This window comes from Paenibacillus ginsengarvi (genome assembly GCF_003626695.1).
GTDB lineage: Bacteria > Bacillota > Bacilli > Paenibacillales > NBRC-103111 > Paenibacillus_AB > Paenibacillus_AB ginsengarvi.
In genome coordinates, this window is sequence record NZ_RBAH01000007.1 from 100,479 (window position 1) to 112,961 (window position 12,483).

12 protein-coding genes are annotated in these 12,483 nt (G+C 57.1%); 1 reads left to right on the top strand and 11 read right to left on the bottom strand.

Going from position 1 to position 12,483, the window contains the following annotated elements; translation table 11 throughout:
- Window positions 1-2: 2 nt before the first annotated feature.
- From spoIIM to D7M11_RS11760, 3 genes are all read right to left on the bottom strand, one after another.
- On the bottom strand, window positions 3-644 hold the full coding sequence (gene spoIIM, locus D7M11_RS11750; protein ID WP_120747406.1) for a stage II sporulation protein M: 642 nt from the start codon (window positions 642-644) through the stop codon (window positions 3-5).
- Between the two features lie 106 nt (window positions 645-750).
- Window positions 751-1,926: an endonuclease Q family protein gene (locus D7M11_RS11755; RefSeq protein ID WP_120747407.1), complete on the bottom strand. Its 1,176-nt coding sequence runs from the start codon at window positions 1,924-1,926 to the stop codon at window positions 751-753.
- On the bottom strand, window positions 1,923-2,504 hold the full coding sequence (locus tag D7M11_RS11760; protein WP_120747408.1) for an NUDIX hydrolase: 582 nt from the start codon (window positions 2,502-2,504) through the stop codon (window positions 1,923-1,925). Before D7M11_RS11760 ends, D7M11_RS11755 begins: the two co-directional genes overlap by 4 nt.
- Before the next feature lie 123 nt (window positions 2,505-2,627).
- Between D7M11_RS11760 and mciZ the strand changes: the two genes are divergently transcribed.
- Window positions 2,628-2,858: a Z-ring formation inhibitor MciZ gene (gene mciZ / locus D7M11_RS11765; protein ID WP_120747409.1), complete on the top strand. Its 231-nt coding sequence runs from the start codon at window positions 2,628-2,630 to the stop codon at window positions 2,856-2,858.
- Here mciZ and D7M11_RS11770 read toward each other — a convergent pair.
- From D7M11_RS11770 to D7M11_RS11805, 8 genes are all read right to left on the bottom strand, one after another.
- Entirely contained in the window at window positions 2,758-3,951 is a 1,194-nt protein-coding gene (locus tag D7M11_RS11770) for a DUF3866 family protein (protein WP_158606562.1), read from the bottom strand. The genes mciZ and D7M11_RS11770 overlap by 101 nt on opposite strands.
- A gap of 172 nt (window positions 3,952-4,123) precedes the next feature.
- The gene (locus D7M11_RS11775; RefSeq protein ID WP_120747411.1) at window positions 4,124-4,999 is read right to left on the bottom strand and encodes a sugar phosphate isomerase/epimerase family protein; all 876 of its coding nucleotides are present in this window, start codon (window positions 4,997-4,999) and stop codon (window positions 4,124-4,126) included.
- 46 nt (window positions 5,000-5,045) lie between these two features.
- The gene (locus tag D7M11_RS11780) at window positions 5,046-6,038 is read right to left on the bottom strand and encodes a Gfo/Idh/MocA family protein (RefSeq protein ID WP_120747412.1); all 993 of its coding nucleotides are present in this window, start codon (window positions 6,036-6,038) and stop codon (window positions 5,046-5,048) included.
- 220 nt (window positions 6,039-6,258) lie between these two features.
- The gene (gene purM / locus D7M11_RS11785) at window positions 6,259-7,305 is read right to left on the bottom strand and encodes a phosphoribosylformylglycinamidine cyclo-ligase (RefSeq protein WP_120747413.1); all 1,047 of its coding nucleotides are present in this window, start codon (window positions 7,303-7,305) and stop codon (window positions 6,259-6,261) included.
- Between the two features lie 27 nt (window positions 7,306-7,332).
- A complete protein-coding gene (locus D7M11_RS11790) occupies window positions 7,333-8,334 on the bottom strand; it encodes a hypothetical protein (RefSeq protein ID WP_147433422.1) in 1,002 nt (333 codons plus the stop codon).
- 270 nt (window positions 8,335-8,604) lie between these two features.
- A complete protein-coding gene (locus D7M11_RS11795) occupies window positions 8,605-9,744 on the bottom strand; it encodes a M20/M25/M40 family metallo-hydrolase (protein ID WP_120747415.1) in 1,140 nt (379 codons plus the stop codon).
- Window positions 9,745-10,020: 276 nt separating this feature from the next.
- Window positions 10,021-11,388: a dihydrolipoamide acetyltransferase family protein gene (locus D7M11_RS11800; protein ID WP_120747416.1), complete on the bottom strand. Its 1,368-nt coding sequence runs from the start codon at window positions 11,386-11,388 to the stop codon at window positions 10,021-10,023.
- 109 nt (window positions 11,389-11,497) lie between these two features.
- Window positions 11,498-12,481, bottom strand: a complete 984-nt coding sequence (locus D7M11_RS11805; protein ID WP_120747417.1) for an alpha-ketoacid dehydrogenase subunit beta — start codon at window positions 12,479-12,481, stop codon at window positions 11,498-11,500.
- Window positions 12,482-12,483 lie beyond the last annotated feature (2 nt).

Sequence of the window (12,483 nt, forward strand, 5' to 3'; positions counted from 1 at the left end):
CTTTAGCCCGCTTGCCCCGTCACCATCGGTGCGACCCATCCAATGACCGACGGAGACAAATAAGCTTCGAACAGCGCAACCAGAAACAGCAGCACGGCCATACCGATTGTCGTTGTCGTATATTTCATAAATGCGGGGTATAAGGCTCCCCGCTTCTGCATGAAACGGTTCCGCACCATATAGATCGAAAACGCGCAAGCGCCCACGCTGCACAGGACAAGCGCCGGGATTATAATCAGGTTTTGCGGCGCGATCGAGACGAAGGCGAGCAGCATGCCTTTCCACGACAGCTGTCCGACCAGATAACCAACGGAAAATCCGACCAGTACCCCTTTCAGAAAATCGAGCACAAAAATAAGCGGCAATCCGACGACCGATAAGCCCAGTATCCAGATCAGTCCGATCCACTTTAAATGAAGCGAAAAGGAGTCCCACAGCGTATTCGTCCCTCCGAATTCGCTGCCCTGATTCGCAATCTGGAGAAAGCTGTTCACATGCCGCGCCATCTCCTCTTTCTGTCCGGGCGACAGCGCATTCACCATAAGCGCCCCGAAGACGATTCCCATCACAAGCAGCACCGAGACGAACAAATAAAGCGGCAAATGCTCCCGCATGTAGAGGCGCATTTGATAGTTACGATTCATGCCGGTTTCCTCCCTTGTCCTACTGATCCCAGTATATGAACGCGGGGAGGAAACTATGACTTCGATTCTATCAAATCGGCTCTGATCGCTTCATGCAGGCGCGTAGTTAAGACTTGGAAACTTTCCCGTAGCGGCCGCCGCCTCCGGCCTCAAACGTGAGCGTTCCGTCGCGTGCGCTCCTAATGGAAGAGGCGATGTCGTCCCCCGCTACCTCCCGGATATCGGATTCTGAAGCGCGATGCAAAATGTTCATCTCCGTTCCGAACGCCGCCAGCAGCTTCTCCATCGTTTTTTTGCCTAGGCCGGGAATAAACTCTAGCGGCACCTGGAAATGGTACGGTGGGTGGTGTTCCGGGATGTGCGGATTCTCCCGGTCCGCGATCGCCCGAATGCGGTCCATAACCCCGCGTACGACTTTCTCGCTGCCGCAGTACAAGCAGCGCCGGGTCGTTGTCTCGGCTTCGTCCAGCACCGAATCGCAGGAATCGCAATACGTCCGGTGATATTTGCCGAGCCGCGGATTAAGTCCGTAATTGGCGGTTACGCCTCGCCCCGCTTCCCGGAAAAGCGCCAGCTTCAGCTCTTGGAAGGTAGGCGCGCCCAGCGCCATCCGGTTGTACTCCCTGCCGATTTTGCCGAGCGAATGGGCATCCGAGTTGGTCACGAACGTGTACCGGTCCAGCTCCGACAACCAGCTTGCCATTTCCGTGTCCGCCGACAGCCCGAGCTCCACGGCCGCCACCTGCTCCGGATCGAGCATAGCCGCAAGCCGGTCGGTTCCGCTGCCGTACAAGCTTTTGTACGGCGTGAAGATATGGGCGGGGATCATCAGCCCGCCGCGGGCGACGACTTCTTCCTGCAAAATGCGGGCTGGAACATAAAGCCGTTGGGAGCTGAGCGTCACGTTTTTCATATGCGGACGCATCCATTCCGTAAATTCCCGCATCGCTTCGAGCGTCGGCAAGTACGCCAGCAGATGAGCCGGTCCGAGACCCGGGTCCCGTACCTCAATCTCGCTTCCGAGCATAACGGTCGTCCGGTTGTACCGGATGCCGCCGCCTTCCTGCTCGACCATCTCCCCCTTGTCCAAATACCGCATGATTTCTTCCTGAACGGCCGGCGATTGGCAGTCGATAATGCCGATCACTTCGATTCCTTTCCGCTCCGAAGCTTCCTTGGCAATGTTGTAAAACGTCAAATCGCGACTGCCGCTTATTTTGACCGGTTCGCCCTTCTCCGTGCGCCCGATATGAATATGCAGGTCGACAAAATGCTGGTTCATAGCGTATACGAGCCGGTTAAACGGTAAAGCTGCCAAGCGTACACGGCCGCTATCGTTTTGGCGTCGCTAATCCTTCCTTCCGTTATATATTGTTTGGCTGTCTCCAGCGTAATCGCTTCGCAATCGAGAAACTCGTCCTCGTCGGGTCGTGCTTCGCCAGCCGTCAGACGGTCCGCCACATAGAGATGCAGAATTTCATCGGCAAATCCCGGCGATGTGTAAAAAGAATGAAGCAGCCGCACTTCCTCGCAGCTATAGCCGGTCTCTTCCTCCAATTCCCGGATGGCCGCCTGCGCCAAATCTTCGCCCGGCTCCAGCTTGCCCGCCGGAATTTCCACCTGGCAACGCCCAAGCGGTTTGCGGTATTGCTCGACAACGATCATCTTGTCGTCCGTTATCGCCAGCACCGCTACCGCGCCCGGATGCTTGACCACCTCGCGAGTAGCCGTCTCGCCGTTCGGCAGCTTTACGTGATCGATTTGCAGCGAGATGATTTTACCTTGAAAGATCGGCTCCGTTCGGAGCGTAATTTCTTCATATTTATTACGGTTATAATGTGTGGATCGATTATCAGTCATCTTGTTCTCTCCTTTGCTTGAAACGCCTGCCTGCCCCTACGCCGGTCATAGCTTGTCCGGGCGACGCATATGGTGATAGTATAACAAACTTTCATCCGGAATAAGAAGGCGGGATATTTGGTAATGAAAAGCTATATAACGGAAACGCAGCTTCGTTTGGTCGGCAAAGGCTGGGAAATTCGCCGGCAGCTTCGGGACATGAACGCCTTGGCGGAAGGCGGCCGGACCCCGCTGGCCGCCCTGCTGCCGGCGCTCATTCGCGCGGACGATGCCGCGACAGCGCCTGCTGCGCCGCCGCGCAAACCGAACAAAAAAACGCCGGATCGTCGCGTAGTCCCCTTCCCATCGTCGTAACCGGCTCCCTGTAGGCTGCCAGCCTTCTCTCCGCCTCGGCGGGCCCAGCCGCCGGCTCCCAAACGAGCTCGTGGCGCTCCGCGCACCCCGACGCTTCCCACTGGCGGCGCAATAGCGCCTCCTGCGGTTCGGGCAATCCGGCGGGCAGAGCCACCGTCGAACGCACGAGTGTCAGCTTGCCGAGCGTCTCCAAACTATGATGGCTGATGCCGATATGCCGCTCTCTCGTATCGGCGAAGCTGACTCTCGCGATCGCAATCGGCACGCCGCCTAGAGCCGCCGCGGCATGGATCAGCTCCGCCAGCTCCGTCCCCGTATGGCCAAACGGCGTTCCGGTGCCGACGATGCCCGGCCCCATCGCGGCAATGACGATATCCGCCCGCTGGATGTGCCTCGCCGCCAGCAGCGCCGTATACACGTTAACGGCTTCGAGTTCGCCCCCGTAAGCGTGTCCGCACGTGACCATGCCGTCCAGAAATCCTTCCCGCCGCAGCCGGGCGGCATGGCGGCTGTACGCCAGCGGCAGCGCGGCCCCATCCGTCATCACATAGGACAAGCGCAGCGGACGTTTCGTTTCCGCGCCGCGCAGCCAGGCCGCAGCAACCGGCAGCATGCTGTGCAGCTCGCCGATCAGCACCGGCATTCCGTCGAGCCCGCGCGGCTCGGCGAAAACGTCATGATGCGGGCTTGACTTCTCCTCCACCGACAGAACAGCCCGCTGTGCGGCAGTGAAGCGCAGCTTCACGATATGTCCCCGCTGGCCGCTGCTCACGGCGTATCCGCTCAGCCGTGTCCCGCCTGAGTCATCTTCCGTTTGAACGTCCGGTTCCTTGTCCGTCCCCCCGCTTGTCATCTGCAGCGCGTCGCTGGCCGGCAGCACATCGTGGACGAAACCGACACCCCCGTCAAGCCCCAGCTCTTCCGCCGTCACATTGAGAACTACGTGGTCTCCGAGACGCAGCGAAGGCCGAACGTCTGTATAGTGGATCGCTTTCCTTGTCCCGCTCCCGTCATCGGCCAGCACCTCGACCTCCTGGACGGAGCCGTTTTCCCCCGTAATTCCGACGACAGTTCCTCTGCTCCAGACGATCATGCTTCCCCTCCATCTTGCAGTTCGCATCGGCTCCCATTGGAAGCTTATGGGAAATTATGCCCATTTATGAGTGCGGTCGTTATAACGTACTTGCGCCCGTTTTTAAAAGAAAAAAGGCCCTGCCATATAGTGACACGGCAAGACCATTTGTTCTTCTTTTGTTTCGTATTCGTCAGCGATATCCTTTAATAAACTCGACAGCCTGACGAATATTCGCCTCCGGCTGATCGCCCGCTTCCCGCTCGATCGTCAAATATCCCGTGTAACCGATGTCCGCCAGCGCTTGAAAATAACGGTCGAAATCGACGTGTCCTTCGCCTAGCGGCGTCTCGGTATATACTTGCCGCGCCCGAACCAAGTCGCGGATTTTTCCGTTATCACCTGGGACGTAGTCGACAGAGCCATACACTTCGCGCGGGTCGACCGCCACGAAGCGAACCCCATCCTTCGCGTGGGTATGTACGATGTAGTCTTTCAGCGTATAAACGCCCCGCACCGGATCATCCCCGGTCACCATGACCATATTGGCCGGATCGTAATTAACGGCCACTCCTTTGCCGCCAAGCGTGTCCAAGAAGCTTTTCAAATGATGCGCGGTCGTCGGCCCGGTTTCGATCGCGAAATAGGCACCCATGCTTTCGGCGAACGCGCACAGTTCCCGGCAGGCGTTCTGCATGGCTGCGTATCGCTCGCTCTCCGGATCGTACGGAATGACGCCGATATGCGTCGTGACGATATCGGTGCCGAGCTCTTTGGCCAGCTCCATAATCTGCTTGGACTTTTCGATTTTGTCCCGATTGGCCGCCTCATCCTCGAACCCGAAACGGCCCAAATCGCCGCACAGCGCCGAAATGTCCAGCCCCAGCGAAGCGATGTAATCTTTTAACTCCCTGCGCTTCTGCGCCGTTAACGCAGACGGCTCCATCTCGCCTCTGACGGCGTAAAGCTGTACCCCTTCGGCTCCGACCTCCTTGGCCTTGGCAATGCCTTCGCGCAAGCCCAGGCGGAAGCTGTCGGTGATGACGCCGATTTTATTCGATACGTTCACGTCAGTCTGCTCCTTATCCTAATGTAATAGGGATTGATCTTATCGGCTACACATTGTCCTTGTCCTCAGGCAAATGCGGACAATAACCGGCCGCCTCATAGATCGATTCGGTCAGCCGCAGCACTTTCACCGCGTACGTGCCCGGCACCGACACTTCGCTATGCCCGAGAATAGCGGCGACAAAGCTTCGGTCGGGATCCGAAACCGCGACGGGAAGCTCGGGCTCGGCCGGTTCCGCTCCGTTTTGGCGCAGCGTGATTTTGCCGTTATCGTAAAAAATGCCGCCCTTCTCTCCGATGAAAGCATACGTCTCCAAAAAAAGCTTTTCCGGCGTCTTCCCGATAATATTCAGGCTGCCGACCGCTCCTTCCGCAAAACGGATCGAGGTAAACGTATCGACTTCCACCGGCGAGCCTTGGTTATGCAGCTGCGTCGTGACCGTCTCCGGCGTCAGGCCGGTCGTCCACAACAACACGTCGATAATATGGCTGCCGGAATCCATCAGCATGCCGCCCCCGGACAATTGCGGATTTTGCCGCCACGTCCCTTGCTGCGCGTCTTTCCAATCCTGATACAGCGTGGCGGTAACCGAGGTCAGCGGACCGATCGCCCCTTCCGCGATCGCCTGCCGAATATACATGAACGCCGGCAAGAAATGTCTCTGGAACGACACTTGAAGCACTTTCCCGGCTTTGTCGGCCTGCGCGATCAGCCGTTCCGCGGCAGCCGACGTGCAGGTGAGCGGCTTTTCAACCAACACATGCTTGCCCGCCGCCAGCGCATCGGAAGCGTGCCGGTAATGAAGCGTGTGCGGCGAACAGATGATGACCGCGTCCAGCTCGCTTTGCTCCAGCATATCGGCATAGTTTTCGAATTCGGCCGCCTGCTCGAGAGCGAATTTGTTTTTCAGCGCTTGACGGCTTGCTGCATTCGGATCGGATATGGCGGCGATAACCGCCGACGGCTCCTTTTTCAGCCTGTGGACATGCGTATGGGCGATATTGCCCGTACCGATCAAACCAATGCGAACTTGATCCATGTTTTAGCACCCCTTGCAAAAGTCCCGTAATTGCGATATGGTTTGCGCTTATGCGCCTAATCACAGTATACGAACGGCCGCTGCCGCTGTATTGGTCCATAACGGTCCAATAATTGTGCACTATCCGCTGCCGCTTTGCGGCGGAAGACAAAATAGCCCAAACAAAAAGCGGCAGCCGAATTATCACTATCGGCTTACCGCTAATTTCCACGATCCTGCACTACTCCCAGTTCAAACGATTGCGGTATACGACCCGCTTGTCCCCGTCCGTCACTTCGCCGATCGCATAAGACTCCATACCGTTTGCTCTAAGGTGCTCTATCGTCTGCTCCGCCGTATCCGGGCTGACCACCAGAACCATCCCGACGCCGAGATTAAAGGTGCGCAGCATCTCCCGCTCCTCAACTTGTCCCGCTTCGCGGAGCAGCTTGAACACCGGCAATACGCGAATGGCGGACAAATCGACCGAGGCGTCGAGTCCGTCCGGGATAACCCGGTTCAAATTGCCCACGATCCCGCCTCCCGTAATATGCGCCATCCCGTGCAGCCCGCGGCTTCCGAACAGTCCCCGCAGCGCCTTGTAGTAGCATAAGTGCGGCTTCATGATCGCATCCAGGAAGCTTTCTCCCACTACGGGCCGTTCCATAATGCCGGGGCTTTGGTCCATAATCGCACGGACCAGCGTATACCCATTCGTATGTACGCCGTTCGATGCAACGGCGATTATGACGTCGCCCTTGCAGATCGCCGAACCGTCTACAATGTTTGCTTTGTCGACAACCCCGACGATGCTGGAGGTAAGGATAAACGTTCCCGGTTCCAACACGCCGGGCTGAATCGACGTTTCGCCGCCGGTCAGCACGCAGTCCTGCTCCCTGCAAGCGGCAGCTACCGCGTCCACGATTTCGGCGATCGTTTCCTTCTCGACCGAGCCGCATATGATCGCGTCCTGAACGGCGAGCGGCTTCGCGCCCATGACGATAATATCGTTGATCAGGTGGTTGATCATATCGTAGCAAACCGAGCGTACGCGACCGTGCTGAACGGCCAGTTTTTGCTTCGATCCCGGCTCCTCCGTCTTCATGACGAGAATGGGATGCTCGTATTCCGGAAACTTGAAATCAAACAGCGAGGCAAAGGCGCCCAGCGAGTTCAGCACTCGTCCGTCGTTTGTTTCCAGACTTTTGGCCATCTTCTGCTTCACTTCGTCCGTATCGTCGATATTGATTCCCGCGCCGGCATACGTCAATCTGTTCTGCTCGCTCATCGTACCCTCCAAAAATGTAATATAGGCCTACACGTCCGTGCGGAAAAACCGGTAAGCTCCGGACCATTCCAGCGTATCGCCGGCCCGAAAATGCGGAACAGGTCCGTGAATCAGATTGAAGTACGATTTCCCGTACACTTTAGAGAAGGCGATCGGCAGCTCGCCGGACACGTACTTCGCCCGGCCCAATCCGGAGCTCCGGTCGAGGCAAGCTTCCAGCGCATGCAACCGGTCGGCGGAGACGACGCGAACCCGGTCCGTTTTCCTGGTATGCGCTCCCGTCCCCGAATCACTTTCGCCGTTCACCGGATAAGTTTCGCCATAAGCGATCCCCGCACTCCCGTATTGCACGCTGCCGTTCCAGAAACGGTTGACGGTTTGCAGTCCGTAATACCGGTGCATCGTAACGTCTTCGAGCATTTCGATCCGGTTATGAATCCGAACCGAATCCGCAACGAACGTATACGTTACCGTTTCCCTCAGTACGGCACGTCCCGATCCGTCTTCCAGCTTCGTGTTAAACCCTTGCACTTCATTGACGGTCCGCAGCGTTACCGTGTCAACGCTTATGGCTGTTCGCTCGGCAATGTCCGCTTCGTCGGCATAAACATCGCAGCGTGAAGTTACGGCCGTAGTCGTGCCGCCGGTATTGCCGTCGAAAGCATGATTGCCCCCGGTAAACGTTCTTCGGCAATCCGCCGAGCCCTCCGCCGCTTCCACGATATAGGGACCAATCCAATCGGACCCTTCCCCCTGGCATCCGATCGACGGTCGGCCAAAATCCGGGTCCGGCTCGGCTCCCGCGTTCGGAGCGAGCCGCCATTCGAGAAAACCGATCAGCCGATTCGAGCCGTAATGATCCATCACGATCCATAGATCGTTTGCGGAGTCGTATTTGCGGGAAACGATCAGCCGCGATCCGTCCTTGTACACCAGCAAATTTGAGATTTGCCGCTCTTCGTTCATGTCCGCCGCTCCCCCCATCGCCGAGCGGCGATCCCGGCGCATAAAGGCCGATTGTCGGTCCAATCGAGCACATCGTCCGTTTGGAGTGATTCCTGCATGACTGGCTCTTCCCCCTATGCTCCCGCCTATAATCCATTCCTATTGTTTCCATCCTTACTGTAACACAGGCTCCGGTGTATAGAAACCAGCGATCGAACCGTGAAGCTCAAATGAAAAAGAAAAAAGCCCCCAGCCGCCATATAAGCGGTCTTGGAGGCACTTTACTGAATCCATAGTCTAGAGATTGTGTTACTCGGCTGCATGGCTGAGCTGGCTCTTAGCGAATCGGGGTTATTACTCCTTTGCGGCCTCTTTGACGATGGCTACCACAAGCTCGGACACGGCTACCAGCTCCGAGATCGGCATTTGCTCCTCCGTCGTATGAATGTTCTCGTAGCCGACAGCGAGGTTTACGGTCGGAATGCCCATGCCGTTGAACATATTGGCGTCGCTGCCGCCGCCCGTATGGAACGTGGAGCCGGTGCGTCCGATCGACTCGATCGCCTTCATCGCCAGCTTCACGACCGGAGCCGTTTCGTCGTACTTGTAAGCGGGATAGATGATCTCGCTATGGAATTCCAGCTTCGCGCCCATCTCCTCGGTCGCCGATTCGCAAGCGCGCTTCATCGCCTCCAGTTGGCGATCCAGCTTCGCTTGCTCCAGGCTTCTCGCTTCGGCCGCGATATCAACCCGCTCGCATACGATATTCGTCGCCCCGCCGCCGGCAAAGCTGCCGATATTGGCGGTTGTCTCGAAATCGATCCGGCCAAGCGGCATGCGGGAAATGGCCTTGCTTGCCACCTGAATCGCGCTGATGCCGTCCTCCGGGTTGACCCCTGCATGAGCCGAGCGGCCTTTGATCGTAATCTGGATGCGGGCCTGTGTTGGCGCGGCTACGGCGATTTGTCCCACTTTGCCGTTGGAGTCGAGCGCATAGCCATACTTCGCCTGCAGCTCTTTCGGCGGATTTTGGGCCATCGCCCTGGAGCCGAGCAGACCCGATTCCTCGCCTGCGGTAATGACGAACAGCAGCTTGCCGTGCGGAATCGCTTCTTTCTTCAGCACTTGAATCGCCTCGATCATCGCTGCAATCCCGGCTTTATCGTCGCTGCCGAGGATCGTCGTGCCGTCGCTGCGTATGTAGCCGTCGTTATCCACTCGCGGCTTGATGCCTTTGCCCGGCGTTACCGTATCCATGTGGCAAGTAAACAGAAGCACCGGAACCAACTCTTGGCCCGGGGTCGCGTCCAGCGTAAAGATCAGATTGCCCGCCCCGTGACCGGTCACCGCCGCCGTATCGTCCTCGAACACGGACAGCCCGAGACCGCCGAACAGCGTTTTTAACACGCCCGAGATTTCCTGCTCATGCTTTGTTTCGCTGTCGATCTTCACCAACTGCAAAAATTGCTCGACTAACCGATTTTGCTCTATCATCATGCTTTCCTCCCGGACATGGATTCTTGCGCGATCAAAAAAATGATAGACCCGATATTTTTTTGATCGCGCTTAAGGTACAATACAGGTATGTCCTTATCGCTTGCGAAATAACCTGATTCGAGGAGTTGAGACCGTTGTTCAGCAAAACATTCGTCAAAGTCATGGTTTATCTAATGCTGTTCGCCATGCTTTCTTCCGTTATCCTGTACTCTGTTTCCGTTTTGTTCAGTTAAGGAGCTGCGAACAAACGGCCTGCCTCGCGGCTGTGTCGCCTTAATACAGCTTCGTTTCCGTACTGTAGCTTTCCAAATTTTGTTTGACCCGCTGCAAAAATCTTCCGCAGATGACCCCGTCCAGGATGCGATGGTCGAGCGACAGGCAGATGTTCGCCATCCACCGGACCGCGATCATGTCGTTGATGACGACCGGCCGTTTTACGATCTGCTCGAACGTCAGATTGACCGCCTGCGGATAGTTAATGATCGGATAAGATAAAATGGAGCCGAACGATCCTGTGTTGTTGACCGTAATCGTGCCGCCCTGCACATCGTCGAGCTTCAGCTTGCCCGTACGCGCCTTGCGCGACAATTCGTCGATCTCCCTCGCGAGACCGGCGATATTTTTTTGATCGGCTTTTTTGATCACCGGCGTAATGACCGAATCTTCCGTGCCGACCGACAACGAGATGTTAATGTCCCGCTTAATAATAATTTTGTCGACCGCCCATACCGAGTTCATAATCGGATAGTCTTTGATCGCATTCACGACCGCCTTCAGCATAAACGCGAGGTACGTCAGGTTGACGCCTTCCTTCTTCATGAACTCGTCCTTAATCTTGTTGCGAAGCAAGACGAGATTGGTTACGTCGACCTCGATCATCGTCCAGGCGTGCGGAATTTCCGCAACGCTTTGGCGCATCCGGGTGGCGATCGTATTGCGGATCGGCGTGACGTCGATGATCGTTTCCCCGCGTCCGTCGTCCTTGCCCGACTCCACCTCGATTTTCGGAATCGGCGGCTCCTCGGACAGATGAAGTCCGGTTGAACGCACCGGCACTTTAGGCACTTCGGGCGATACCGGAAGCGAACCCGGTTGTACCGCGATGTTAGCGGGAGCAGCCGCTTTCGGACTTGCGGACGCCCGCTCGTTTACTCCTTCTTCCAGCGCGCGCAGCACGTCCTTGCGCGTTACGCGTCCGCCAAGCCCCGTTCCGGCAATGGAACGGAGGTCGATGCCGTTATCCGCCGCGAGCTGCTGTACGGCGGGCGAATATCGGTTCCGCATGCCTTCGTCCGTAGATGCGGCGATGGCAGCCTTATCCGTATGGGCCTGAGCGGGTACGTCCGCCTGCTGGTCGGCGGGTGCGGCAGCGGTGCTTTCCGAGCCTGCTTCCAGGATGATCGCGACCGCTCCGCCAACCGGGATGGTGTCGCCCTCCTCGGCCAGCAGCTCGAGCAGCGTCCCCTCCACCGTCGAAGGAAGCTCCGCATTCACCTTTTCCGTAATCAGCTCGCATATAGGTTCGTATTGCTCCACGTAATCGCCCGGCTTTTTCAGCCATTTGCTGATCGTTGCCGAAACGAGCGATTCCGCGAGCTGGGGGATAATAATCTCGGTACCCTGCGCCTTCGTTCCTTTCATTTCCATATACCCTCCCGGAGAAAAGGGCTCGCAGCAATTATGCTTCGAGCCTGTGCCTGTTTATTTAAAAGAACGTCGAACGTTATCGCTGCACGTCTATGCTTTCATTTTAATACAGCGCGAGATCTCTCATCGCTTCTTTCACTTTATCCTTGTTCAGCATATAGTGCTTCTCGAGGACAGGGCTGATCGGCATCGCCGGAACGTCCGGACTGCACAGCCGTTTAATCGGCGCATCCAGGTCGTACAGCAGCTCCTCCGAGATGATCGCGGACACTTCCGCCCCGACGCCGCCCGTTTTGTTGTCCTCGTGGATGATGAGCACTTTGCCGGTTTTGGCTGCGGCTTCGAGAATCGCTTCCTTGTCCAGCGGCTGAATCGTGCGCAGGTCGAGCACGAGCGAGCTGATGTTTTCCTTTGCCAGCTCGGCGGCCGCCTCCAGCGCGAAATGCACCGGCAGCCCGTACGTGATGACGGTAATATCGTCCCCGTCTCGCTTCACATCGGCCTTGCCGATCGGTACGATGTAATCGTCATCCGGCACTTCGCCCTCGGCGAGCTGATATATTTTTTTGTGTTCGAAGTAAAGCACCGGATCGGCATCGCGAATCGACGCCTTGAGCAATCCCTTTGCATCGTACGGCGTAGACGGAAATACGATCTTGAGACCCGGCGTGCCGAAAAAAATCGCTTCCGTACACTGGGAATGGTACAAACCGCCTTTAATACCGCCGCCGATAGGCGAGCGTATGACAACAGGGCAGGTCCAGTCATTGTTGGAGCGGTAACGGATTTTCGCCGCTTCGCTGATAATCTGGTTCGTCGCCGGCAGCATAAAGTCCGCGTACTGCATCTCCGCAATCGGACGCATGCCGTACATCGCCGCTCCGATTGCCACGCCGGCAATCGCCGACTCCGCCAGCGGCGTGTCGAGAACGCGCTGCTCGCCGAACTGCTCGATCAGCCCTTGCGTGGCGGTGAACACGCCGCCCTTGTAGCCAACGTCTTCGCCGAGCACGAATACATTGTCGTCGCGCGCCATCTCTTCGCGCATCGCCTCGCGAATTGCGGTCAAATAATTGATGACAGCCATCG